The 25,015-nt window shown below is 40.2% G+C and carries 24 protein-coding genes; 16 read left to right on the top strand and 8 right to left on the bottom strand.

The window, feature by feature from the left end:
- Positions 1-36 precede the first annotated feature (36 nt).
- From ureA to M1D52_RS00810, 10 genes are read left to right on the top strand one after another with little or no spacing between them, the layout of a single operon-like run.
- A complete protein-coding gene (ureA, locus tag M1D52_RS00855) occupies positions 37-339 on the top strand; it encodes an urease subunit gamma (RefSeq protein ID WP_437394051.1) in 303 nt (100 codons plus the stop codon).
- 15 nt (positions 340-354) lie between these two features.
- Positions 355-723, top strand: a complete 369-nt coding sequence (gene ureB, locus M1D52_RS00850; RefSeq protein WP_437394050.1) for an urease subunit beta — start codon at positions 355-357, stop codon at positions 721-723.
- A gap of 29 nt (positions 724-752) precedes the next feature.
- Positions 753-2,606 carry an urease subunit alpha gene (gene ureC, locus M1D52_RS00845; protein ID WP_437394048.1) on the top strand — a complete coding sequence of 618 codons (1,854 nt, stop codon included), beginning with the start codon at positions 753-755 and terminating at the stop codon, positions 2,604-2,606.
- A gap of 21 nt (positions 2,607-2,627) precedes the next feature.
- Positions 2,628-3,113 carry an urease accessory protein UreE gene (locus tag M1D52_RS00840; protein ID WP_437394047.1) on the top strand — a complete coding sequence of 162 codons (486 nt, stop codon included), beginning with the start codon at positions 2,628-2,630 and terminating at the stop codon, positions 3,111-3,113.
- Positions 3,114-3,800, top strand: coding sequence for an urease accessory protein UreF (locus M1D52_RS00835; protein ID WP_437394046.1), 687 nt, complete (start codon positions 3,114-3,116; stop codon positions 3,798-3,800).
- Between the two features lie 4 nt (positions 3,801-3,804).
- Positions 3,805-4,422, top strand: a complete 618-nt coding sequence (ureG, locus tag M1D52_RS00830; RefSeq protein WP_437394044.1) for an urease accessory protein UreG — start codon at positions 3,805-3,807, stop codon at positions 4,420-4,422.
- Positions 4,423-4,431: 9 nt separating this feature from the next.
- Positions 4,432-5,340 (top strand): urease accessory protein UreD, encoded by a 909-nt coding sequence (locus M1D52_RS00825; protein ID WP_437394043.1) that lies wholly within the window; start codon positions 4,432-4,434, stop codon positions 5,338-5,340.
- Positions 5,341-5,352: 12 nt separating this feature from the next.
- The gene (locus M1D52_RS00820) at positions 5,353-5,700 is read left to right on the top strand and encodes a hydrogenase maturation nickel metallochaperone HypA/HybF (protein ID WP_437394041.1); all 348 of its coding nucleotides are present in this window, start codon (positions 5,353-5,355) and stop codon (positions 5,698-5,700) included.
- Between the two features lie 11 nt (positions 5,701-5,711).
- A complete protein-coding gene (gene hypB / locus M1D52_RS00815; RefSeq protein ID WP_437394039.1) occupies positions 5,712-6,434 on the top strand; it encodes a hydrogenase nickel incorporation protein HypB in 723 nt (240 codons plus the stop codon).
- A gap of 13 nt (positions 6,435-6,447) precedes the next feature.
- On the top strand, positions 6,448-6,918 hold the full coding sequence (locus M1D52_RS00810) for an urease accessory protein UreE (protein ID WP_437394038.1): 471 nt from the start codon (positions 6,448-6,450) through the stop codon (positions 6,916-6,918).
- Positions 6,919-6,966: 48 nt separating this feature from the next.
- Here M1D52_RS00810 and M1D52_RS00805 read toward each other — a convergent pair whose 3' ends face one another.
- From M1D52_RS00805 to dxs, 6 genes are all read right to left on the bottom strand, one after another.
- Entirely contained in the window at positions 6,967-9,399 is a 2,433-nt protein-coding gene (locus M1D52_RS00805; protein WP_437394037.1) for a TonB-dependent siderophore receptor, read from the bottom strand.
- Between the two features lie 20 nt (positions 9,400-9,419).
- A complete protein-coding gene (locus tag M1D52_RS00800; RefSeq protein WP_437394035.1) occupies positions 9,420-9,941 on the bottom strand; it encodes a GNAT family N-acetyltransferase in 522 nt (173 codons plus the stop codon).
- Positions 9,942-9,943: 2 nt separating this feature from the next.
- On the bottom strand, positions 9,944-10,711 hold the full coding sequence (locus M1D52_RS00795; protein ID WP_437394034.1) for an ABC transporter ATP-binding protein: 768 nt from the start codon (positions 10,709-10,711) through the stop codon (positions 9,944-9,946).
- On the bottom strand, positions 10,708-11,712 hold the full coding sequence (locus M1D52_RS00790) for a FecCD family ABC transporter permease (RefSeq protein WP_437394033.1): 1,005 nt from the start codon (positions 11,710-11,712) through the stop codon (positions 10,708-10,710). Before M1D52_RS00790 ends, M1D52_RS00795 begins: the two co-directional genes overlap by 4 nt.
- On the bottom strand, positions 11,709-12,737 hold the full coding sequence (locus M1D52_RS00785) for an ABC transporter substrate-binding protein (protein ID WP_437394031.1): 1,029 nt from the start codon (positions 12,735-12,737) through the stop codon (positions 11,709-11,711). The genes M1D52_RS00790 and M1D52_RS00785 overlap by 4 nt, the downstream gene beginning before the upstream one ends.
- 79 nt (positions 12,738-12,816) lie before the next feature.
- Positions 12,817-14,745 (bottom strand): 1-deoxy-D-xylulose-5-phosphate synthase, encoded by a 1,929-nt coding sequence (gene dxs, locus M1D52_RS00780; protein ID WP_437394030.1) that lies wholly within the window; start codon positions 14,743-14,745, stop codon positions 12,817-12,819.
- Between the two features lie 811 nt (positions 14,746-15,556).
- Here dxs and M1D52_RS00775 point away from each other — a divergent pair.
- Together M1D52_RS00775 and glyA are read left to right on the top strand one after the other, a co-directional pair.
- Complete coding sequence (locus M1D52_RS00775) at positions 15,557-16,309, top strand: segregation and condensation protein A (protein WP_437394028.1); 753 nt, start codon at positions 15,557-15,559, stop codon at positions 16,307-16,309.
- A gap of 154 nt (positions 16,310-16,463) precedes the next feature.
- Positions 16,464-17,735, top strand: a complete 1,272-nt coding sequence (gene glyA / locus M1D52_RS00770; protein ID WP_013664432.1) for a serine hydroxymethyltransferase — start codon at positions 16,464-16,466, stop codon at positions 17,733-17,735.
- Between the two features lie 278 nt (positions 17,736-18,013).
- Here glyA and M1D52_RS00765 read toward each other — a convergent pair whose 3' ends face one another.
- Positions 18,014-18,703, bottom strand: coding sequence for a ComF family protein (locus tag M1D52_RS00765; protein ID WP_437394027.1), 690 nt, complete (start codon positions 18,701-18,703; stop codon positions 18,014-18,016).
- 145 nt (positions 18,704-18,848) lie between these two features.
- A complete protein-coding gene (gene rlmN / locus M1D52_RS00760) occupies positions 18,849-19,904 on the bottom strand; it encodes a 23S rRNA (adenine(2503)-C(2))-methyltransferase RlmN (RefSeq protein ID WP_041387983.1) in 1,056 nt (351 codons plus the stop codon).
- A gap of 176 nt (positions 19,905-20,080) precedes the next feature.
- Between rlmN and M1D52_RS00755 the strand changes: the two genes are divergently transcribed.
- The 4 genes from M1D52_RS00755 (at position 20,081) to M1D52_RS00740 (ending at position 25,004) form a co-directional block, all read left to right on the top strand.
- Entirely contained in the window at positions 20,081-21,256 is a 1,176-nt protein-coding gene (locus M1D52_RS00755) for an amidohydrolase family protein (protein ID WP_013664436.1), read from the top strand.
- A 127-nt stretch (positions 21,257-21,383) separates the two neighbouring features.
- The gene (locus tag M1D52_RS00750; RefSeq protein WP_437394026.1) at positions 21,384-21,656 is read left to right on the top strand and encodes an acylphosphatase; all 273 of its coding nucleotides are present in this window, start codon (positions 21,384-21,386) and stop codon (positions 21,654-21,656) included.
- A 54-nt stretch (positions 21,657-21,710) separates the two neighbouring features.
- Complete coding sequence (locus tag M1D52_RS00745; protein ID WP_437394105.1) at positions 21,711-23,177, top strand: lipopolysaccharide biosynthesis protein; 1,467 nt, start codon at positions 21,711-21,713, stop codon at positions 23,175-23,177.
- 114 nt (positions 23,178-23,291) lie between these two features.
- A complete protein-coding gene (locus M1D52_RS00740) occupies positions 23,292-25,004 on the top strand; it encodes a tetratricopeptide repeat protein (RefSeq protein WP_437394025.1) in 1,713 nt (570 codons plus the stop codon).
- The last annotated feature ends 11 nt before the right edge of the window (positions 25,005-25,015 follow it).

Below are 25,015 nucleotides of genomic sequence, written 5' to 3'. Positions count from 1 at the left end.
TTAAAAGATATCAGTAAAGATTAAACATAGTCAACCATGAGATTAACCCCCAGAGAAACTGAAAAATTAATGTTACACTTAGCTGGCGAACTAGCGGCTAAACGACTTAAACGAGGGCTTCTATTAAACTATCCCGAGAGTATCGCTTACATCAGCGCCCAGATCATGGAAGCTGCCAGAGATGGTAGAAGTGTAGCCGACCTCATGCAATACGGCACAACACTCCTCAAACGCAACCAAGTCATGGAAGGCGTACCTGAGATGATACATGATGTGCAAATTGAAGTCACCTTTCCAGATGGGACAAAGCTTGTAACTATACACACACCAATCCGTTAACAAAAATTTTCGCATATGATCCCCGGAGAATACATTCTTAAAAAAGAAGACATAAAAGCCAATGTTGGTTACAAAACACTTAGTATCTCAGTAGCCAATACAGGTGATCGCCCTATACAAGTAGGGTCGCACTATCACTTTTTTGAAGTCAACAAAGCCTTAGCGTTTAATCGTCCGAAAGCATTCGGTATGCGGCTGAACATTCCGGCAAGTACAGCCGTTCGATTTGAACCGGGCGAGAAAAAAAGTGTTGTTCTTGTCGAAATTGGTGGCAACAAAGAAGTTCATGGCTTTAATAATTTAACCAACGGAAATGTTGCGAATGAGGTCGTCAAAGCTTCTGCGATAGCAAAAGCAAGAAAAAATAAATTTAAAAGCACATAATCACTATTTATTTATAACAAAGATACGTTATGGCAAACTGGAGCAGAAGAAAATGGATTAAAGTCGTCGGCTTAACGACCGCTGGTGCAACAACAGTAGGGCTCAATGCCCTGGCCTTAGAAAAGCTGGGAATCGATGCCAATTCGGTAAAATATATTGATGATGAACTATATATCCCTCGCGACAAATATGCTTCATTATTTGGCCCAACAACAGGTGATAAGGTCAGATTGGCAGATACTGAATTGTTTATTGAAATTGAAAAGGATTATGCAGTTTATGGCGAAGAAAACAAGTTTGGTGGTGGGAAAACGATACGCGATGGAATGGGACAGTCGGCCAGAGCCAAACGTGATCATGACGTTTTGGATTTTTGCATAACCAATGTGATTATTATTGACCATTGGGGCATTGTAAAAGGTGATATTGGCATTAAAGACGGTAAGATCGTCGGGATCGGAAAAGCAGGTAACCCTGACATTCAAGACGGCGTTACCAAAGGACTCGTTATCGGTGCTTCTACTGAGGTACACGGGGGCGCAGGTATGATTTTAACTGCCGGAGGTATCGACACACATATTCATTTTATCAGTCCACAACAAATAGAAACTGCCTTGTACAGTGGGGTAACTACCTTTATTGGAGGCGGCGCCGGACCGGCAGATGGTACATTGGCAACAACGGTCACCTCAGGCAAATGGTATATTGAACGTATGTTGGAGTCCTTTGAAAATCTCCCTATCAATGTAGGCTTTTTTGGTAAAGGAAATGTTTCTACCACCGCACCCATTGAAGAACAAATTGAAGCGGGTGCTCTAGGTGTTAAGATTCACGAGGACTGGGGAGCTACACCGGCAACTATAGACGCCTCTTTAAAAGTAGCCGATAAATATGATGTGCAAGTTGCAATTCATACCGATACCTTGAATGAGGCCGGTTTTCTGGAAGATACAATGGCCGCTATTGATGGTCGCGTAATCCATACTTTCCACACCGAAGGTGCCGGTGGTGGGCATGCGCCGGATATCATGAAGATCGCGATGTACCCTAATATTCTACCGGCATCCACCAACCCTACAAAACCTTTTACCGTCAACACCGCTGAAGAGCACCTAGACATGTTAATGGTGTGTCACCATCTGGACAAGAATGTAAAAGAAGATGTTGCCTTTGCCGATTCTCGTATTCGGCCGCAGACAATTGCCGCCGAAGATATCTTGCAAGATATGGGCGTCTTTAGCATCATGAGTTCCGACAGCCAAGCCATGGGACGTGTAGGCGAAGTTGTTTGTCGGACCTGGCAAACAGCTCATAAAATGCGGTTACAGCGTGGTCCGTTAAGTGAAGATAAGGGAAAGGATAACGACAACTACCGAGTAAAGCGTTACGTAGCGAAGTACACTATAAATCCAGCTAAAGCACACGGTATTGATCAATATGTCGGATCGATTGAACCTGGAAAACACGCAGATCTTATTTTATGGAAACCCGAATTCTTCGGTATAAAGCCGGAACTGATAATCAAAGGAGGAATGATCTTAGGCGCTAAAATGGGAGATCCTAACGCATCGATCCCGACTCCTCAGCCAATTATTTATCGACCAATGTTTGGTCAATACGGTAAAGCGCTATCCAAAACCTGCTTTAATTTTGTTTCTGCGATTTCCTTAAAGAATGGTAACATCGAAAAACTGAATCTGTCCAGGACCTCTCTTCCGGTGGTAGGATGTCGCACCGTGCGGAAGAAAGATATGGTACACAATGCAGCAACTCCTAATATCGAGATTGATCCTGAAACTTATGAAGTAAAGGTAGATGGTCAATTAGCCACATGCGAACCCCTAAAAGAATTGCCAATGGCACAGCGGTATTTCTTGTTTTAACAACGACATTGCAGGATATAAATGATTGTAGTAGGCAAAGCGTTAGGTAATATCAGGGATCAAGCACAAATGCGGGTCAGTGATGCATTGCCATTGGAATGGTTTGAAACCAACAAAAACATCATTCGTAAACGTTCGCTAGCTGGTCGCGAGGTTGCTATACGTAAACGTAGGGCAACACCGCTATACGATGGAGATATACTATATGTCGATAGAATGGAAGCGCTGATAGTTAAAATACTAGCTTGTCCTTGTATCGTGATTCGTCCGCAAACAATAAGGGAAATGGCAATTGTATGCGCTGAAATAGGCAATAAGCATATACCGATATACATTAACGATGAACAAGAAGTAATAACCGCTTTTGAGCGACCGCTATTTTACTTGTTAGCAAAAGGCGGTTTTCGTCCCACGAAGGAGAAAAGAATAATAGCTGAAACAAAAACACTCACTTTACATCGCTGGCCTACTGTTAGTCGCTCTATTATAAATAAAGCACAGAAATAAATGAACTCGCTACTTACGTTATTACAAATAATCGACTCTGCTTTTCCAATAGGGAGTTTCACTCATTCCTATGGTCTAGAGACATATGTCAGTAAGGGCATTGTAAAAGATACGCGTAGTGCACATGAATATGCATCTATTTTGTTGGAGCATAGCATCTACTATAATGACGCTGCCTTTTTTTTGCAGACTTGGCAGTTGTGCGAAAAACGGGCAAGCATACAGAAGGTTGTTGAATTAGACCAGTTGGTTACCGCCTTAAAAGGGCCATTGGAAACCAGACAAGCAAGTCGCAAATTAGCTTTACGCTTTCTGAAGCTGACAGAAAAGCTCAAACCTGTAAAACGTTGCCAACTTTACTTAGAGCATGTAATGAACAAAAAAATACATGGTCATTATGCCATGGCTTTTGCAATGTATGCTTATGCATTAAAGATATCCTTCGATGATGCCTTGTCAGCGTTTTACTTTAACACCTTGCATGGTGTAGTAACAAATTGCGCCAAGTTAGTCCCTATTAGTCAAACGGATAGCCAGCAGATCTTATTCAAGTTACAGCCACTAATAAAGAAACTGGTAGAAAAACAAAAGGACATAGCGACCGATCGAATTGGTACATGCTGCATCGCACAGGATATAAGATGTATGCAACATGAAAAACTTTATACAAGATTATATATTTCATAAAACTATGACTGAAAGAGATTATATCAAGATAGGAATAGCTGGCCCTGTAGGGTCAGGTAAAACTGCACTCATTGAACGGCTAACTAGAGCGATGTCAAGTCAGTATAGTATATGCGTTGTCACCAATGATATCTATACGAGAGAAGACGCTGAATTTTTAATGAAAAACTCTGCTCTTCCTGCAGAACGTATTGCCGGCGTTGAAACAGGGGGGTGCCCTCATACAGCGATACGAGAAGACGCCTCCATGAATATAGAAGCAGTAGAAGATCTAGCGCAACGTTTTCCGGATACGGAAATCATTTTTGTTGAAAGTGGCGGGGATAATTTGTCTGCCACATTTAGCCCGGATCTGGCTGATGTGACGATTTTTGTTATCGATGTCGCCGAAGGAGACAAAATTCCACGTAAGGGGGGGCCAGGCATTACACGTTCTGACTTGCTGATTATCAACAAAATAGACCTCGCTCCTTATGTAAATGCAGACCTTGGAGTAATGGAAAGAGATGCAAAAAAAATGCGGGGGGACAGACCGTTTATTTTTACGAATCTAATGAAGCTGGAAGGGCTTGACAAAGTGATTGCTTGGATTAAAAAGGATGCTTTGCTAGAACAGGAATAAACTAAAAACATGGATAGTACGATCAAAATTAACGTAGCACAAGAAAATAACCGGAGTGTGCTGAAAGAAAGCTTCCATAACGCCCCCTATAAACTTGTGCACTATGGTTCACGAAATCTAAACGAACATTTGGAACTTATCATTATGAGCGCTTCGCCGGGTGTGATGGACGGTGATACACTTACTATTCATGTGACGTTACAACAGCATTCTAGTTTAAAACTATATACACAGGCATTCAATAAACTGCATCCAATGCAAGGCGGGGCGCAACAACTGATAGAAGTAAATATAGAAGAAGATGGGCTCTTTCAATATATTCCGCATCCTACGACCCCCTTTAAGGATTCGATTTATAAGACTACGAATAATATTCATCTGCATAAAAATGCAACATTAATATGGGGAGACATTATTTGTGGTGGCCGGGTACATAGGAATGAATGCTTTGCCTTTAACCGTCTTCACAGTTTGACTAAGGTGCATGTGGATGGAATGCCTCGTTATATCGACAATCAATACCTCGCTCCTAAAGAACAGCCGATTAAGAAAATGTTGTTCTTTGAAGGATATACACACCAAGGTACTCTTCTATATGCATCTCCTTATGCGCAGGAACTAAAATTGGAATTAGATGAGATTCTGAGAGCCGAGTACGATGAGATAACCTATGGATTCACATCTTGTGCTGACGATATGATCATGATACGAGTGCTTGGATATGAGGGTGAGTCGTTATACAATTTCATGGTTATGCTGGGGCAGTTATGTTGGGATTTTACAATTCATAAAATGGAAGAAAAAAGAACCCTGTCTCTAAAGTCAATTTCTCAATCTCCGGAGTCGGCTAAAGAGCCACCCGTACCGAAACAGAAAGCACAAAAAATAACCAGGAAAAAAGTAACGCTACCACGTTAAAAGTAGATAGTTATGCATGAAATCGCTATTGTTAGAGATATTTTTAAACTATTAGAAGAGGAATACCCAGATAAATATCAGGATATTACAAAAGTGGAAATTCATGCCGGCCTGCTCAGCAATGTCCAGCCTATTTTAATTCAAAACGCCTTTGAAGCGTTCATTTTGGACGAGCCTCAGTACGTAGATGTCGAATTAGAAGTTCATCTTTTACCGATTATAGCGTACTGCGATCACTGTAAAAAAAATTTTGAGGTACGCCATCATCGTTTTGTCTGCACGTGTGGAACCCCGGCCGATCAAATCATACAAGGAGAAGAACTGCAAATTAATCAAGTAACTTTTTTCGAGAAAATATAAAGAGCATAATCATGAATACAGAAACAAATCCAAAAAGCAACCGGGCTCCCGTCGGCTCCGTTCAATGCGACAATACAACTTTAAACTTACTCAAAGCCAACGATTTCGTCGCTAAAGCAATACGCGATAAGTTAAGCAACATCACGATCATTAACATTTGTTCGTCACCTGGTAGTGGTAAAACGACCTTGCTTCAGGAAACTGGTAAGCGCTTGGGAAAACGATTGAATATAGCCGTATTAGTTGGCGACCCCGAAACTGAACGTGACGCCGTAAGACTAAAAGACGTGGGCATCAATGCCTTACAGATTGTTACAGGTGGTATGTGTCATATTGAGGCACAAATGATCCTACAAGCCATTGACCATATCAACCTATCCGATGTTGATCTACTCATTATCGAAAATGTCGGAAATTTGGTGTGCCCCGCGGCGTTTGACTTGGGAGAAGATTACCGAGTTACCCTATTAGCTGCGACGGAAGGAGATGACAAACCTAAAAAATATCCGCGCATGTTCCTTACTAGCGAATTGATGGTAGTTTCAAAAGCAGATCTTTTACCTCATGTACCCTTTTCGGTAGAAGCTGTTACTAAAGATGCACGGGAAGTCAACCCTAATTTGGAAGTCATTGCGCTTAGCAGTATTAACGGTGACGGAATTGATCAGTGGTGCGACTGGTTGACAAAAAAAGTACACGAAAAGAGAAACAAAGGTATATCAGCATCCAGCTAATGTCATTTATCCCATGTATGCTTCGTTCATAAAAATAGAAGAAATTTTTGCAAGTTCATTGACACATGAGGCAATCATTGACTATTTAGAAATTGAATGGTTCGAAGTTAACCGAACGACCATCAAAAGACAAAGCATAGGTGGGATGAATTTTTTTATTCAGCGAAAACAAAAAAAACCACTTTACAATGATGACGTTCTATGGAGCGACGGGCATATCGCTGTGTTGGTTCGTATAAAGCCCTGCGATTGTATCGTTCTTAAAACATCCGATTTGAAAACGGTAGGCTTCTTTTGTTCAGATATAGGCAATCAACATTTACCCCTATTCTTACTTGCTCACGATACGCTTTGTGTAGCTTATGACGGTCGGCTTTATCAAGCGCTATGGCATCAATATGGTTCGCTCATTTCTATCGAGACTTGTCAATTGTTACCTCAGGCAAAGTTAACACCATTTTACTCTATAAGCACAAACCGATAAGATCGCCACTGAACCGAGCAAACTTGCAATACAACACATTACCGGGATTTAAAATGTATATCCTAAAGAAACCATGGCATTGCGTGGAGTTCCAGGGAAGGCTCTCGTATAATCGAAACCGCCTACATAATAATATTTATTAAATATATTGTTAATATTTGTAGCCAGTCTAAAGTTTCCGATCTGATAATAAAGCGCTGTATTCGCAATAACATAGGAGGGCCAAAAGCCCCACTCTTGTTCTCCTGTATGAATATTTGTTGTCGGATTCTCCATTCTCCGCTCGCTGATTAACTGACCACCTATACCGACACCAATGCCTTTAAGAATGCCACGATTAAATACATATTTACCCCACCAGCCAGCAGTGTGTTTGGGCGCATTAGCCGCAAGCATACCTTGTTCCATCCTTATTTCCGTTTCCAGAATTCTTGTGTGATTAAAGGCATAATTGCCACTCAATTGAATATTATCCGTTATATTTCCTTTAAACTCAAGTTCAGCTCCTTGTGATTTTACCCGACCATTCTGCCTATAAATCGGATTTCCTAAATCATTTAGTACCCCGGTATTCACCAGCATATTTCTTCGTTCAATATGATAAAAAGATAAGGCAGCAAATACCCGGCGATTAAGAAGAGATCCTTTTATTCCGTTTTCAATCTGGAAACTATTTTCTTTTTTGAAAGGAGTCTCCCTCCCGTAGTTTTCAGGATTACGTACAAATTGGGGATTCACAGGAATAAAGCCTTGACTGTAACTAGCGAAATAATTAACCTGATCGAGGATCGAATAGGTTAACCCAAAACGTGGTAACCAGGCATTTTGCCTAATTTTTTCGATAGCGACGTCAAAGGGCCGACTGTCATTAAACATCTCATAACGCAATCCCATTAATAATTTCAAGCGTTTGCCGGCGTTAATCTGATTTTGTATATAAATTCCGGTGGTGCGATAGGACGAATTCAAGTAATCTACAAAAAATGGTGCTAACGGCAATCTAATGTAATTTGCAGTATTACGAAGCTCGTAGATGGGGTTATTCAGATCTATTGTCAAGGGCACTATTTCTCCGTTAATTTCTTGCGATCTAGCCTCCCATTGATGACCACGTTTATCTGTTTCATAGCGAATATAATCCATCCCACCAACTAAATGATGCTTGAGCGCTCCTGTATTGCCTGAAAAGGAGAAGTAGGCTGATACATTATCTGTGTATTCACGTGTTTTCTTCTCCATATAACGTAAATTCATAATTGTATTCGCAGCGTCAGCATAGGTGTTTAATGTTCGATGCTCCGATAACTCCTCACTATACAAAAACTTCATATAAGCAAGATTCAGTGACAAATTAGAAGTGATTTTATGATTCAAGGAAGCATTGATTGATAAATCGTTGACTCTAAAATAATCACTCGGTTGGCTTAATGTGAATGAACGCGGCAATGCATATAAATCGTTTCCCTTTAGGCTTATGCCCCTATCAAGGTATCCATCATAGCTCCCATAGACAACTTCTGCGTTAATAGTCGTTTGCTCAGTCGGCCGAAACGTAAATGTCGGAGCAAGCATCATGGATTTCCGATGATTTACATCTCTAAACGTATTCGTATGCTCTTGTCCGATATTTAAACGGTACAATAATTTCTTTTCTTTTTCTAGCGCACCTGTAAAATCAAGCATCGTTCGGACGGTATTAAAACTTCCTGCTCCAATTGTAATGGCATGCCGACTCTCTTCCAAAGGCTTTTTTGTGACCATATTCACACTTCCTCCGGGGCTGATGTCGCCAAACAACGCTGCACCCGGACCCTTCAATACTTCAATACTTTCTAGGTTAATAGTCATAGGGACTCTAAAAAAGCTCGTTCCATAACCATATCCCGAACGTAAGCCATTAACCAATCGAAAACCTGAGCCATAACCACTTCGAAAACCTCGAATCGTTAAATCATCGTAAGAAGAATATTGATTAACACCAGCCAAATCACTAACTACATCAGTTATGATGAAGGCTTGTTTATCTTCGATCAATTCCTTCGTTACCGAAGAAATAGTTTGAGGTACATCTATGAGCGCAGTTTCCACTTTTGTACCGATAAAACTATTTCTATTTACATACGAACGCTCCTTCCTTCCCTCCACCAACACCTCCTGTAAAGCCTGTTGAACTGGTTCTAAATATACTTCGACGTCTACAGACGTATTACTATCATTCAAATCAATCATTTTACGATAATCACGATAACCTATTCCGGTTATTCTTAACTCGTGCCTTCCTAAGGGAAGCTTTGTCAAATTAAACATACCGGCAGAATCGCTGACAGTGTAAATTTTAATCAATGGAATACCAATTGTAATTCCCGGCAAAGCCTTACCTTCGATGGATTTAATTACGCCACCTATCGCGTTTATTGATTGGGCTGGGGATAAACGACACACCCCTACCAAGGCTACTGTAATAAATAGTTTTAGTTTCATGTATAGATTAGATTACACCATTACATTTTAGTATTGGCACTTTCTAGCAAGGACATTTCCATATGTATGGTTTGAAATATGGGATCGACTTCTTGATAAGTAAATTGAAAACCACAGTGAAGCCAAAATTCATAAGCACCTGTCAAAAACGGGTGCGTATGCAAATAAAGTCGGCCGATGCCCCGGGCAAATGCTATGCTCTTCAGCTTAGCCAATAATTCTGTCGCTAAACCATTCCGTCGATAAGCTGGGTCGACAAATAGTTTAACGACTTCACTGGTAATAACATCTTGATAGTTTAATCGCTGAAAACGATGATCATAGGCTTTCATCCCAATACATGCCACGATATGGTCGGAAGCACTCTTCGCTATTAAAAAACAACCTTGGGAATTATGAAGGTAAGTCGTTTCAAAGTGAAGTAAGTCGAGCGGTATTGTATCGTGTGTTAACATCGGGAACAAAAGCTTCCTAGACTGTACTACAAAGTCAACAACTGTTTGTATATGGTTTTCCTGAACCTGTTCTATATTAATTTTCATGGCTAAAAATCCGGGACTACCACTGTTTTATTTTTTACGAGCACATCAATCAACTTCACATCATACAGCTCTTCGAAAAGAGGTCTAATCTGAACGTTTGGATTTTCATCTGTCACGAAAACTTTCTTTTCTTTCATAAAAAAGCACTGATCGCCATACAATACTGCCAGATTAGGGTCGTGCATAACCGATACGATTGTATATCCTCGTCTTGCTAGTAAGCGAAGTTTATCGAGCACATAGGTTTGATAGTGTAGATCAAGATGATTGGTAGGTTCATCGAGCATGATAATCTGAGGATTCTGTACCAATACACGAGCAATCATCACTAATTGTCTTTCTCCTCCTGAAAGCTCGGTATAGGCTTTATCGGCCAAATGCAATATTCCTAGTTCGTCAATAGCCTGATCTACCATCATCTTATCCTGTTTCGATGGTAGGTAAGAGGAAAAAGCTGCTCTACCTGTAATTACCACATCTTTTACTTTAAACGGAAATACGGTCTTATGGAATTGAGGTAAGAACCCTAGTATGGTTGCACAATGCTTATAGGAGAGCTGTTTACGTTCTTTTCCCATGAGCTTAACCGACCCTTGCTGATATTTTTCGAGTCCCGCAATAATGTTGAATAAGGTAGATTTACCGCTTCCATTCCGTCCGAGAAGCACGCTGAAACTTCCGGAAGGGAAGGCCGTTGACACTTCGTCCAGAATGTTGCTGTCATCATAAGTAAAAGATAACTTATTAATTTCTATCGCATACTTACTCATAACCAGTTTATTTTTTTCCTTTTTATAAGGAAAATAAAGAATGGAGCTCCTAAAATCATTGTAAATACGCCTATGGGTACTTCATAGGGCATAATGGTTCTCGAAAAATTATCGATAATCAGCAGAAAAGTCCCTCCAAAAAAGATATTAGCACTCGTTGTTTTAATATTATCGGCCCCCATGAGCATGCGGGTAATATGTGGAACAAAGAGTCCATATAGGCTAATAATACCTGCACCGGCGACCGAAGCAGCCGTTACCACCGTTGTTAAACTCACTAGTAAGAACTTGACTTTTAATGGATTTACACCTACCGCCTTCGCTTCTTCATCACCCAAGGCTAACAAATTCAGCTTCCAGCGTAGCACGTAAATCCCCATTAAACCGGCCATAATTGGAACAATCGCCCGATAGAATTTATCCCATGAGGCAAGGTGTAGATTTCCCATTGTCCATTGAATAATTGCTTGTAACTTGTATGGATCACTTAGGTATTGAACGAGCGTAATTCCAGCAGTAAATAACCCGGAAACAATCATTCCGGACAATATAATGGGAACTAACGACGATTTATTTTTTGTAAAGCCAATGAAAAATGTAAGTATCACAGCGAGCGCACCGAATATAAATGCGGATAAATTAATAGGAAGAAATGGAAAGAGAATCGCTAAGGACGCTCCAAAAGCGGAGCCTGAGGAAATTCCCAAAAGATAGGGGTCAACCAAGGGATTTCTGAACATTGCTTGCAGCGCGCCACCACAACTAGCTAGGCCCGCACCAACCAAATAAGTCAATAACACCCGTGGGAGACGAATATTCGTAATAATATTGTCATTCAAAATCACGCTATCGGAACCGGCACCACTTAACCTATAAGCAAGCCAGTTCCAAAACTCCGCAATTCCTAATTCTTTAGACGAACCTATCATTAATGAATATATAATCATAGGAACCGGCAAACCGTAAAAGATGATCCAAATGACTATTCCCCTCCTTTTCATAACAAGGCTGCTTTATCTCCATACAGATTTGATAAAATATCTTTCCTCTCAATGTCCAAATCGTAGGATGAGTGCGTAGGATAGCAAAGTTTATTTAATACAACAGCTGTATAAATGACTTTTAAAGTATGGGGGTCATAATAGAACGGAGGGTCTAACGAATAAACGGCTTTCCTCTTAATTGCAGGCAATACCGCCAATTCCTTCTGTTTATACAGCACCGCAGGATCCGTATTCCACAATAATATGACGTCAGGATTCCAAGAGATAAGTGTTTCCGGATTTACATTAGGCGCATCAATGCTATAGGGGCAAGCATTTACCGCTCCTGCCATTTCAATTGATTTGCTTATCCTGCTGTTTCTTCCCGAAGTGGAATATATACGGCCTCCTGACCATGCGTAATAAATGCTTTTTTTAGGATAGATATCTTTATTTCTGTCTCGAAGAGACTGTATTTTATGTTTCGCGTAATTGATAAGTTCCTTAGCTCGTTGTGAGCTCCCGGTTAGCTCGCCCATTCCTGCTATTTCATTGAATAATTGCTCATTCGTTTCAGAAGCGACTCCAAAGACGGGAATACCCAGCTGCTCAATCAAGGCAATCGCCTCGGTTTGCGTGGCCGCCATAATCACGAGATCCGGCTTTAATTGGACAATACTTTCTGCACTAGCGCCGCTTTCCCAGGCGGCAGGACTTGTTATTTCTTTTTTGGCAATGCGTGGATCAAGTTTACTGAAGTAATTAAAGACGGAGGAGTCTAAGTAAATGCGCTGTTGTATCCCCACAAGGGTATGTTCTGCATGTAGCATATACATAGCATCTAACGCCGCTTGGTACAGAACAACGACACGTTCTGCTGGCTTTGCAAGCTTCACTGTTTTTCCTCTACTATCAATAACTTTAATCTCCGCACCTTCAGGATTATTAACGGCGTTATGATCCGCGGAACGACAAGCAATAATGATACTAAACAGTAATACTTTAGCGAGTTTTGTAAAGCCGGAACAGAAGGTACTTTTCATATCAACAAAAGTACCCCACCACAATTGGTTTTATATAAAGCGCATCTTAGCGCCAGATTAGAGCTTCTTCAAGGCTGGTTTACCCCGCCATAGTATTGGTTTTTCGACCTTCGGAAAGCTGCTTTGCGTTCAAAATAATATGTTGAGCATCATAACCACACTCTGCCCAAAGCTGACTTTGTTCGCCATGCTCGATAAATTCATCGGGGATTCCCAAACGAACGACTTTCGACTGATAACCATGATCTGCCATAAATTCGAGCACAGCACTTCCCATGCCTCCTTGTATACATCCGTCTTCTACTGTGATTACTTTATTGAATTTTCGAAACACTTCATGCAGCAGCTCTTCATCCAGGGGCTTTACAAATCTTAAATCGTAATGTGCAGGAAAAATCCCATCAGAGTTAAGCGATACGGTAGCTTTTACCACCTCATTACCGATATGCCCGATGCTTAATATCGCCAAATCTTCTCCGTCACAAATTTTTCGTCCTTTCCCTATGGTTATTTCTTTAAAAGGCCTTCTCCAATCAGGCATGACACCTTGTCCGCGGGGATAACGGATCACAAAAGGCCCCATATCCTCGATTTGTGCGGTGTACATTAAATTGCGCAACTCCTCCTCATTCATAGGTGCGGCTACCTTCATATTTGGTATACAACGCATATATGCCAAATCATACGCACCGTGGTGCGTAGGACCATCGGCGCCCGCAATACCTGCCCGATCGAGACAAAAAACGACATTTAGATTTTGCAAAGCCACATCATGTATCACCTGATCATAGGCCCGCTGCATAAATGTTGAATATATGTTACAAAAAGGCACCATTCCTTGGGTTGCCAAACCGGCGGAAAAAGTAACCGCGTGCTGTTCGGCAATACCTACATCAAACGCTCTATCGGGCATAGCCTTCATCATAATATTCATGGAAGAACCCGAAGGCATTGCCGGTGTAATGCCTATGATTTTTTCGTTTTTCTCGGCCAGTTCAACCAAGGTGTGACCGAAAACATCTTGATATTTTGGCGCTACAGGCTTGTCGCTAACTGTTTTCTTGATTTCGCCTGTAATTTTATCGAATAGGCCTGGCGCGTGCCATTTAGTTTGATCTTTTTCCGCCAAGGCAAAACCTTTTCCCTTTACCGTGATGCAATGTAAAAGTTTAGGCCCCGGTATATCCCTAAGTTCATCAATAATTTTAACTAAGCGTTTTACATCGTGCCCATCAACCGGACCGAAGTATCTGAATTTTAATGATTCAAAAAGATTACTATTTTTCAGTAAAGTCCCTTTAACGCTCTTCTCTATCTTTTTGGCTAAGCCAAGCGCATCAGGCCCTATTTGGGAGATCTTACTTAAAACTGCAGCAATATCATCGCGAAAGCGGTTATAAGGCTTTGAAACTGTAATATCCGTTAAGTATTCCTTTAGCGCACCAACATTTGGATCGATGGCCATGCAATTATCATTCAAAATGACGAGCAAGTTAGATTTCTCTATGCCGGCATGATTCAGTGCTTCGAATGCCATACCGGCTGTCATAGAGCCGTCACCAATTACCGCAACGTGCTGACGATCATTTTCTCCCTTGTAATGAGAAGCTACCGCCATCCCTAACGCAGCCGATATAGAAGTGGAAGAATGCCCTACGCCGAAGGTATCATATTCACTTTCACTACGTTTAGGAAACCCACTGATACCATTATATACGCGATTGGTATGAAACACATCTCGTCTTCCGGTAAGGATTTTATGTCCATAGGCTTGATGGCCGACATCCCAAACCAATTGGTCATAGGGCGTATTGAGTACATAATGCAGCGCCACCGTCAACTCCACCACCCCTAAACTAGCGGCAAAATGTCCGCCATAAACAGATACAACATCAATAATATATTGACGTAGCTCTTTACAAACATTCTCTAAATCCGACTCACTGAGCTTTTTTAAATCGGCGGGGCTATTTATGTTTTTTAGCAACGTTCCTGGTTCAAAATCCATATTAAAATAGGTTCTGAAAGAATTTGTCCTGCAATCAGTCCTCATTCTCTGCCTGTAAATACAAAATTACGGTAATAACAAAACGTTTACAAAGTAAAGGATAAATATTCAATTTAGCTATGTACTGCTTTTTTTGTTCCTGATCTGTTCCATCTCAACTTTCCGCTAGTTCTGCTCATTTTTCACCAACAAGCAACTACTCGCTTTGTTTTTCAGCAATATATTTCATTTCTTACTTAAAAATCGGTCTTTAGATCCAACACCGGAGATTACCTTCGGTGAACTACCGTTGTCGGTTTCGCTTATAACATAAAGGTGTTTATATTAAAAGAACGTTTATTTTAACTTCTTTCTTTCTCCGCGAAAGAAAAGAAGCAAAGAAAGCTCGCCGCTTCAAAATTTACAGGAACGGTAGTGCCTCCCAGTGCTGACTGTAAATTTTGGAGGCGGCACTTTAGTAGAACGATGGGCTTTTACTTTTAACCGAACGTACTAGTTTTTAGCCTTATATATAGCCAGTGTGTTGGGAAAAACGGCCTTGGAGGATACCGACGCAACGAGCAGCAAAGTATTTGCACGACTGTTCATTTTGCAATATGCAAGCGGATTGAGGAAGTGAAACGGCTCCAATACGCGCTATGGATACTTTGCAATCAGCTGCAAGGTAGCCTGCATAAGCCTTGATTGTTTGGTTCTTTATGATCAAGCATAAAGAACAGATACTAAAAAAATAGATTAATAAAAAGGTTCCTTTTAAACGCACTTACTCTACGTTACAATTTATATTTAATAAAAGCGTACCTTTGGAACCATGCAAACAGAGGGTTTTGAGATAAAGCTTCCACAATTCGAAGGTCCTTTTGACCTTTTGCTATTTTTCATTGAGCGGGACGAACTTAATATACACGAAATTTCGATTGCTAAAATTACAGATGATTTCTTGGGATATATACACCACATGAATGCCCTGAACATGGAATTGGCGAGCGAATTTATTTTTGTTGCTGCTACCCTGATGCGGATTAAGGCCAAAATGCTATTACCACGGCCTGAAATAGATGAAGACGGCAATGAAATTGACCTCAAGAAAGACCTTGTACAAAAACTTATAGAATATAAAAAATTCAAAACGGTTTGTGAAGATCTAAAAGCGTTGGAAGATAACCGTTTCATGGTTGAAAAGCGTGGCAACATTGCATTTAATCTCAAAATTGCAGCCAATGAGGCGGAGCCGGGAGAAGAATTGAATTCATTCGATCTATATAAATTAATGAAAGTTTATGATCGATTAATGAATGCGTATCTAAACAAATCGAATGAAGTAAAACATACTGTTGTACAATATCCGTATACGATTGAACAACAGAAAAAAGCCATTGCCTCATTATTAACCATCAATCAAAAGTTAGATTTTAAGGCCATTCAACAGCACTCTGAAAATAGGGTTCATTTTGTATACAACTTTTTAGCCATACTGGAAATGCTTCAACAGCAGATTCTCGAGATACAATTAGGTTTGGGATATAACAATTTTTGGGTACAAGAGAAAGCACAAGCGGTGTAAGCTATAGGGTTTATGGTGTAAGATTTAAGACCTAAAGGGTAATGCCGGTGGTTAACTAGCTAACTGCTAATAAATGCACAAAGCACTTATCAATTCTCTACATTTTCCCTATCTTTGCGCAACTATCTAAAACTGATACTTATATCAATATTTAATGGAAAGAGATAACATCATATTTGAGCTGATTAATGAAGAATTACAACGCCAGGAAGAAGGTATTGAGTTAATCGCTTCAGAAAATTTTGTAAGCAAACAGGTCATGGAAGCAGCCGGTTCTGTATTAACGAATAAATATGCAGAAGGACTACCGGGCAAGCGTTATTATGGTGGCTGCGAAGTAGTTGACGAAATTGAACAAATAGCGATCGACCGCGCAAAGCAGCTTTTCAATGCCGAATGGGTTAACGTACAACCGCATTCGGGAGCGCAGGCCAATGCCGCCGTATTTTTAGCGATACTTAAACCGGGCGATAAAATTTTAGGGTTCGATCTTTCCCATGGAGGACATCTGACGCATGGTTCCCCGGTAAATTTTTCCGGTAAATTATATGAAGCTCATTTTTATGGTGTCGACAAAGAAACCGGCCTAATCGATTATAAAGCCTTAGAAGAAACGGCGTTAAGAGAACAACCAAAAGCAATTATTGTTGGAGCTTCTGCTTATTCACGCGACTGGGATTATGCCTTTATTCGTCAGGTAGCTGATAAAATCGGTGCTTTAGTAGTAGCTGACATCTCACATCCAGCCGGTTTAATTGCTCGTGGACTCTTGACGGACCCACTTCCGCATTGCCATATCGTCACGACCACGACACATAAAACCCTGAGAGGACCTCGCGGCGGTATGATTATGATGGGTAAAGACTTTGAAAATCCTTGGGGTTTAAAAACTCCTAAAGGTGAAATAAGAATGATGTCTTCCCTTTTAGATATGGCTGTTTTTCCCGGTACGCAAGGCGGTCCTTTAGAGCATATCATCGCCGCTAAAGCCGTGGCTTTTGGCGAAGCACTAAGCGACGATTATATGAGTTATATCTTGCAAGTAAAGAAAAACGCTTCGGCAATGGCAGATGCCTTCGTTAGCAAAGGTTATCAAATTATTTCAGGTGGTACAGATAACCACTCCATGTTGATTGACTTAAGAAACAAAGGAATCAGCGGCAAAGCAGCGGAAGCTGCATTAGGCGAAGCCGGTATTACGACGAACAAAAACATGGTGCCGTTTGATGACAAATCACCGTTTGTTACATCAGGTATCCGTATGGGAACAGCGGCCATAACAACTAGAGGACTGAAAGAAACCGAAATGGTACAAATCGTTGAATTCATTGATCGCGTTATTAACGCGCCGGAAGACGAAGCCGTGCTTGATGCGGTTCATGAAGAAGTGCTTCAATTAATGGCAAAATTTCCTTTATATAAATAGACAGTAAGATCATCTGTCGTAAAATTAACAAACGGGCATTCAATGTGAATGCCCGTTTTTGTTGGCTTAACTTCGACATTAATCCATACATATCTTACCATTAAATAAGTATTCATTTAGTAATAATAAAGAATTAGTGGAGGGTTAGCCTAGATAAAACCTTTACTAACCCTTTGTTAACCCCTTATCAACCCTTTTTCAACCCCTTATTAATAGTATGGTTAATACGAAGAAAGTATAATGTTATTCTAATGATAGACCGAAGAACTCCATCACGTTTATTTGGTATAGGCTAGCGTCACTACACTAACACGTACACCAGCTATTTCCAAGAGTTTATAAGCGCAGGCTTCAATGGTAGCACCTGTTGTTAGCACATCATCCACCAGCAAGATATATTTGTCTTGAAAGGTTTGAGGTTTAAGTACTTCAAATATTTCTTTCATGTTCTCGTAACGTTCATAACGTCTTTTTGTTGTTTGTGATTCTGTGCGAGTATGTCGAATTAGATTTCCTGTTTCTATTGGAACTTTAAAGCTTTCGCTCAGTCCTTTTGCAAAAAACTCACTTTGATTGTATCCTCTTTTCTTTAGCTTTTTAGGATGCAAAGGTACGGGAACGATGAGATCAACATGCCGAAAAGTGGAGCAGTATAACAGTTCGCCATACCGTTTACCCAGCATATTTCCTATTTCCGGTTTATTGAAGTACTTTAAATGGTGCAGTATGTTTTGAACAGTGGATCCTTTTACATAATAAAGATAAGAAGAAACCGCCTGTAACGGAACCCGACCCCACAATTGTTTGCTTGCAGCATTTGCCGGATCGAGATGGAAATTTGTAATTGGTAAATGATAGAGACAATGGGTGCAAATAAGCGATTCATGTTCATACAGCGATCGCTTACAGCCCGCACATAATTCGGGATATAGTAATGAGACAAGGGCTTGAAAATACCGGATCATCATAGGCTATAATTAATGCCATAAGACCATCAATCGCACTTGGCTTCCCGCTTTGACAACCTTACTATTTTGTATGCGCAGCTATTAATACATGATCGTATCAGCTTTGGCCATCGGTTAGTTAAAACTTTCTCTCGAAGCTTTAAGCTTACATCAATTGTTCTTGTTTTTCTTTAACAGCTAACTGTCCACATGCAGCGTCAATGTCTTTGCCCCGGCTTCTTCTGACATTGGTGGTTATACCTCTTTTTCTAAGAAACGCCGCAAAGCGATCAATTTTATCCCCTTCCGCATTCTCGAAATCTGCAAAGGCGATGGGATTATATTCAATGATGTTAACTTTACAAGGCAGGTGTTTGCAGAAGGACGCCAATTCTGCTGCATCTTCCAATTCGTCGTTAAAATTGTTAAAAACGATGTATTCGTAAGTAACGGGATTTTTTGTCTTGGCAAAATAATATTTTAGCGCTTCGGCCAATGCCTTTAACGAATTCTGCTCATTAATCGGCATGATTTCATTTCTTTTTGCGTCATTCGCTGCATGAAGGGAGAGGGCTAAATTAAATTTCACTTGATCGTCTCCCAACTTCTTAATCATTTTGGCTATTCCGGCAGTTGAAACAGTTATCCTTTTTGCTGCCATATTCAGTCCATCAGGAGCTGTAATCCGTTCGATAGATTTTAAAACATTGGCATAATTAAGTAGCGGCTCACCCATTCCCATATAAACAATATTACTTAGGGGGATCGAATAGTTTTCTTCTGCCTGTTTATTGATTAAAACAACTTGATCGTAAATTTCGTCTGCATTTAAGTTCCGCTTTCTATCCATATACCCCGTTGCACAGAATTTGCATGTTAAACTGCAACCCACCTGGGAGCTGACGCAGGCAGTCATCCGATCAGGAGTAGGGATTAAAACACCTTCAATAATATTATTGTCAAAAAGCTTAAACGTGCTCTTTATGGTTTTATCAGCACTGTATTGAGATTTATCGATGCGAACAGCGTTGATTATAAAATTCTCTTTCAGCGAATCGCGTAACTTTTTGCTAAGATTGGTCATATTATCGAAATCTACGCACGACTTCATCCATAACCACTCAAAAATTTGCTTTGCACGAAAACTTTGCTCGCCTAAAGCGAGTAAACTTTCCTTCAACTGTTCAAGGCTTAACGATCTGATATCTACTTTCTTTCCCATGTTTTTCACGGTGCAAATATACCGCTTTTTTAACACAAAAACATATAATCCTTTGTTATACAAGTGTGTTAAAGCGTGAAACAAATTTCGTTAGTTTCATATTTTTTGCTAACATTGCCCGTAATTATTAAAAAAAGTAGACGAATTCTTCATATTTTTAGTGAACCTCAGATGTCATGGTAAATTATTACTCGGCAGACTATATTCTTCCCGTTTCTGCAAAACCCATTCATAATGGTATCATTGGGGTGGACGAGAACGGTGAAATTATAGGTGTTTATGAATCAGGAGCAAAAGAAATATCGGATAAAACCATTACGAAACATAAGGGTATTATTACTCCGGGATTTATTAACACGCACTGTCATTTAGAACTTTCCCATCTGAAGGGTAAATTCGCCAAAGGCACTGGGCTAATTCCTTTCATCGAAGCTGTTATTGGGCAACGGAATGCGAACGAGAAGGAAGTTGTAAAGGCCATGCAATCTGCCGACTCGGAAATGAAAAGGAATGGCATTGTGGCGGTTGGTGATATTGCAAACCGTGCTATTTCGAAAGAAACAAAGGAGAAAAGCAGCCTTTATTACCATACCTTTATAGAAATTCTGTGCTTTGAACCGGAAAAAGCGCAAGAAGTGTTTAGAGATGGCTTAGCGCTCTGTGAATCATTCGACGGGCTACCGTCTTCCATCACACCGCATGCCCCTTACTCGGTATGTAAAGAAATTTTCAGGTTTTTAAAACAACTTCATAAACCGGAAACCAATCTGCTCAGTATCCACAATCAGGAAAGCGAAGAGGAGAACAAGCTTTATCGCTATAAGTCAGGGCAATTTATTGATTTTTATCGAAAGTTAAACCGAGATATTGGCTTCTTCAAGGCGCAAGCCAGGGATTCTATTCAAACCATCGTTCCTCTATTACCAAAGCGGCAACCCGTTATGTTTGTTCATAACACGTACACAAACATGAAAGATATTTTTTTTGTGGATCGTTTTGCGGGAAACGTGACCTGGTGTCTATGCCCTAATGCCAATCTGTATATCGAAAACAGGCTGCCAAAAATCGACCTATTTCTGAATCAGGACAGTCCCATTACGCTAGGCACAGACAGTTTAGCTTCTAACGATAAGTTATGCATTTTATCGGAGCTTTTGACACTGCACGCTCATTTCCCGCATTTAAAACTTGAGGATACCTTAAAGTGGGCAACGCTTAATGGCGCCAAATACTTAGGTATTGATCACCAATACGGCAGTCTAGAAAAGGGCAAAAAACCTGGCCTTAACCTCATCAGTCACACGCAAGGGCTAAAACTGAGCGAAAACTCAACCGTTACGCCCTTAATCTAAAGCATTCATTTTCTGTTAATTGCTATTCGGCATAGTTAATCCTATGGAAAAGAGACAAGTTGATTTACAAAAAAATTGCACATTTGTAACATACAGTTTCGACTGTCCTTAAGAAGTATCAGTGCCAATGAAGCATTTAAATATTACCGTTTTCGGAAAAGTACAGGGAGTCTTTTTCAGAGCAGCAACTAAAGCCGTTGCCAATCAGTTACAAGTCACCGGCTTTGTCAAGAATTTACCCGACGGAAGTGTTTACATAGAAGCAGAAGGAGATGCTTTCGGATTGGAGAATTTCTTAGAATGGTGCCATGAGGGACCGGAACATGCTGTTGTCGAAAAAGTTGAAATTAATCCCGGTGAACTGAAAAACTATAACAATTTCGAAATTCTTAAGCGTTAACATTTTAACTGTCAAAAAAAATTGTCTACACTACGAAAATTTGCCGGGCAAACCATGATCTATGGTTTAAGTACGATCATAGCTCGTTTAGTCAATTTTATCCTTACACCTTTATTTTCAAGAAAACTATCCACAGCCGTCTTCGGGATTTTTACCACGATGTATAGTTATGCTTCGCTATTGAACGCATTACTTGCCTTTGGAATGGAAACCACTTTTTTCCGCTACATTCAAAAAAAAGAGGATAATAAGCAGGCCGTTTACAATAACACCTTTCTGATAATTCTTGCTATCAGTTTATGTTTCCTTCTCCTAGTGCTGCTTTTTAAGCAGGAAATAGCGCACTTTATGAATATATCGGACCCAGATCTATCGAGGTATATCACCTATTTTGCACTTATTTTAGTATTAGATGCTATCGCTGTTATTCCGTTCGCAAAAATCAGAGCAGACGGACGCCCGCTAAGATATGGAATGATTAAGTTATTTAACATTTTCATTTTTGTATCCTGTAATTTATTTTTTATCGTTTTCATTCCTTGGGCCATTAAGACTGATCTATCCATTGCTCCATACTTTTCTACTTGGTATCATCCCCAATGGGTTGGTTATGTCTTCCTATCCAATCTAATCGCTAGCGCGGTCACACTATTACTCATGATCCCGGAATTGCTCAAACTGAAATTACGATTCAATGGCCCGTTAGCGCGAGAAATGTTTTCTTATAGTTTCCCTATTTTGATTGCCAACTTTTCATTTATTATAAATGAAAACCTTGATAAAGTATTTTTAGGACAATTATTACCGGATGATATCGCCGAAACGCAAGTTGGTATCTACGGATTGTCGGCAAAACTAGCCGTATTTTTGAGTATTTTCATCCAGGCATTTCGCTTAGGTGCCGAGCCGTTTTTCTTTAGTCAAGCAAAAGAAAAAAATTCAGGTCAAACTTATGCCATCATTATGGATTATTTCGTTATTGCCATGGCAATAGGCATGTTTGGTTTAGTAGCCAATATTGAGATTTTAAAATATTTTATAGCCGGATCCTCTCTTACAACAAGTATGGAAAATTGGAAAGGATTATCAATTGTTCCAATCCTTTTACTAGGATATATTTTCTTAGGTGTATATATGAGTTTATCTATTTGGTATAAATTATCTGATCAAACAAAATATGGTCTTTATATTTCAGGTACCGGAGCTATTGTTACTATTGTGTTGAATTTGGTTTTTATTCCCTCTTACGGCTTTATCGCGTCAGCCTGGATTACGATGGTAACCTATGCCTGCATGATGATTCTTTCTTATGTTTTAGGACAAAAAAAATACCCAATTCCCTATCATACATTTAAAAATTTGACGTATATTGTATGTGCAATTATTTTGAGTTGGTTATCTTTCTCCGTATTTGGAAGGAACCTAATAATCGGTAACGGACTGCTTTTGCTCTTCTTAATCGGTATATACTTAAAAGAGGGGCCGCAACTTAAACAATTATTAGGCTATAAGCGAAGATAATGGCCCAACCTTTGCGATAGCGTTAAAGCGATGAAAGGAGGAGTACGGATATTGGCACTTCCCTACTTGATCGACTATGGTGAAACGAGTACGATTTAAAACAACAATTGTAAGATGATTTTAAAGAATAAAATATACTGGTTTATATGTCTTTTATTAATAAGTGGACAACAGGTACTTGCGCAAACAGCGACAGACAGCAGTCAGGTAAAGGATTTATATTACCAGGCGCTCAACGAAAAGGCCCGAGGAGATATTGACCTAGCGCAAACTACACTTCACAAGTTGTTAAAGCTAGACGAGAACAACGATGCCGCTTATTTCGAACTAGCCCGATTAGAGTTGGAAGATAAAAACCTAGGTGATGCTGCCATCCATGCAAAAAAAGCAACAACACTAAAGCCAGATAATGAGTGGTATTGGGTTTTGTTGGCAGACATTTACAAACGGATGGAGGATTTTAACTCCCTCCCTCCTATTTTTGACCAGCTGATTCGCATCAAACCCGAAAAGAAAGAGTACTTCTATGACCGTGCTTACGCCCTTTTTCTTAATAATGAGCTTGACAAATCACTACAGGCTTACCATGAAATAGAGCAAAAGTTCGGAAAGGATGATAACATCATTATTGCGCGGCAGGAGATATACTTAAAACAAAAACAGCCCAAAAAGGCCATCGAAGAAGTCACCTCTATTATCGAAAAGGAACCGGATAGTACAAAAGGATATCTACTCTTAGCCAACTTATACTTAAAGCTTAACAAGCCCAAGGAAGCTATTAAGGTCTTGGACGAAGGACATGCACGTATCCCCGGCGATCCTTACATTTCTTTAAGTAAAGCGGATGCCTATCACAATTTGAAAGATGAGGAAAAATCGACTCGGGAGCTTCGAATGGCTTTTGCCAGTGAACGGATGGATTTCGAAGGGAAAATGCGCCTATTGATCAGTCTCATGTCTGACCCGAAGAGTAATGAAATGGCACCTATCGTTCGCGATTTAGCGAATACATTAACGATAAGCTATCCAACGGATGCACGTGCTTTTGCTTTATATGGAGATATATTAGCCCAACAAAAACAACTGAAGGAAGCTCGGGAACAATATCTCAAAGCGATCGATATCAACAGCAGGGTGAATACCATTTGGGAACAACTATTACAGATAGAGCTCAGTTTAGGTATGCAAAAAGAGGCTTTGGCACATGCTTATAAAGCCTCGGCATTGTTTCCGCAACAGCCTTTAACTCAGTTTTTTTCGGGGCATGCTTTCTTTATGGAGAAGAAATATACGGATGCAAGAAGTTGTTTTGAAGCCGCGCTTAATTATGTTGACGAGAAAAACACCCCGTTGCTTACGCAAGTATATAGCAGCTTAGGTGACACCTATCACGCCTTGGATATGTTTGCAGAGTCCGATCAAGCCTATGATGAGGCGCTTGCCATTGATAGCAACAACGTGGGAACGCTTAATAATTACGCCTACTATTTATCGCTTCGAAAAACCAATTTAGAAGCGGCCGCTAAGATGTCGAGAAAGTCAAACGAATTAGAGCCTAATAATCCGACGTTTCAAGACACGTACGCATGGGTGCTGTTTCAACAGGGCAATTACGCTGAAGCTTTAAAATGGATCGAAAAAGCAATCACCAATTCAGGGGAAAAGTCCTTTGCGCTCCTTGAACATTATGGCGATATATTGTTTAAACTGGGTGACATCGAAAAAGCCGTTTCCAAATGGAAGGAAGCAAAAGCCACCGGGGAAACTACGGGGGAAAATGTGGAGCTTTTAACTAAAAAGATCGATGCTAAAAAGTATATTGAGTAATGCCTTTTAAC

The sequence above is a fragment of the Olivibacter sp. SA151 genome, assembly GCF_054130995.1.
This window is presented reverse-complemented; position numbering and strand designations above follow the sequence as displayed.

Bases quoted from the DNA above. Each gene is read 5' to 3' on its own strand.
- M1D52_RS00765 (WP_437394027.1), bottom strand. From the start codon at position 18,703: ATGATGATCCGGTATTTTCAAGCCCTTGTCTCATTACTATATCCCGAA.
- M1D52_RS00745 (WP_437394105.1), top strand. From the start codon at position 21,711: ATGATCTATGGTTTAAGTACGATCATAGCTCGTTTAGTCAATTTTATC.
- M1D52_RS00790 (WP_437394033.1), bottom strand. From the start codon at position 11,712: ATGAAAAGGAGGGGAATAGTCATTTGGATCATCTTTTACGGTTTGCCG.
- M1D52_RS00820 (WP_437394041.1), top strand. From the start codon at position 5,353: ATGCATGAAATCGCTATTGTTAGAGATATTTTTAAACTATTAGAAGAG.
- M1D52_RS00810 (WP_437394038.1), top strand. From the start codon at position 6,448: ATGTATGCTTCGTTCATAAAAATAGAAGAAATTTTTGCAAGTTCATTG.
- M1D52_RS00835 (WP_437394046.1), top strand. From the start codon at position 3,114: ATGAACTCGCTACTTACGTTATTACAAATAATCGACTCTGCTTTTCCA.
- M1D52_RS00785 (WP_437394031.1), bottom strand. From the start codon at position 12,737: ATGAAAAGTACCTTCTGTTCCGGCTTTACAAAACTCGCTAAAGTATTA.
- M1D52_RS00805 (WP_437394037.1), bottom strand. From the start codon at position 9,399: ATGAAACTAAAACTATTTATTACAGTAGCCTTGGTAGGGGTGTGTCGT.
- ureC (WP_437394048.1), top strand. From the start codon at position 753: ATGGCAAACTGGAGCAGAAGAAAATGGATTAAAGTCGTCGGCTTAACG.
- M1D52_RS00800 (WP_437394035.1), bottom strand. From the start codon at position 9,941: ATGAAAATTAATATAGAACAGGTTCAGGAAAACCATATACAAACAGTT.
- M1D52_RS00740 (WP_437394025.1), top strand. From the start codon at position 23,292: ATGATTTTAAAGAATAAAATATACTGGTTTATATGTCTTTTATTAATA.
- glyA (WP_013664432.1), top strand. From the start codon at position 16,464: ATGGAAAGAGATAACATCATATTTGAGCTGATTAATGAAGAATTACAA.
- M1D52_RS00775 (WP_437394028.1), top strand. From the start codon at position 15,557: ATGCAAACAGAGGGTTTTGAGATAAAGCTTCCACAATTCGAAGGTCCT.
- ureG (WP_437394044.1), top strand. From the start codon at position 3,805: ATGACTGAAAGAGATTATATCAAGATAGGAATAGCTGGCCCTGTAGGG.
- M1D52_RS00840 (WP_437394047.1), top strand. From the start codon at position 2,628: ATGATTGTAGTAGGCAAAGCGTTAGGTAATATCAGGGATCAAGCACAA.
- ureB (WP_437394050.1), top strand. From the start codon at position 355: ATGATCCCCGGAGAATACATTCTTAAAAAAGAAGACATAAAAGCCAAT.
- M1D52_RS00795 (WP_437394034.1), bottom strand. From the start codon at position 10,711: ATGAGTAAGTATGCGATAGAAATTAATAAGTTATCTTTTACTTATGAT.
- M1D52_RS00825 (WP_437394043.1), top strand. From the start codon at position 4,432: ATGGATAGTACGATCAAAATTAACGTAGCACAAGAAAATAACCGGAGT.
- rlmN (WP_041387983.1), bottom strand. From the start codon at position 19,904: ATGGGAAAGAAAGTAGATATCAGATCGTTAAGCCTTGAACAGTTGAAG.
- dxs (WP_437394030.1), bottom strand. From the start codon at position 14,745: ATGGATTTTGAACCAGGAACGTTGCTAAAAAACATAAATAGCCCCGCC.
- hypB (WP_437394039.1), top strand. From the start codon at position 5,712: ATGAATACAGAAACAAATCCAAAAAGCAACCGGGCTCCCGTCGGCTCC.
- M1D52_RS00750 (WP_437394026.1), top strand. From the start codon at position 21,384: ATGAAGCATTTAAATATTACCGTTTTCGGAAAAGTACAGGGAGTCTTT.
- M1D52_RS00755 (WP_013664436.1), top strand. From the start codon at position 20,081: ATGGTAAATTATTACTCGGCAGACTATATTCTTCCCGTTTCTGCAAAA.
- ureA (WP_437394051.1), top strand. From the start codon at position 37: ATGAGATTAACCCCCAGAGAAACTGAAAAATTAATGTTACACTTAGCT.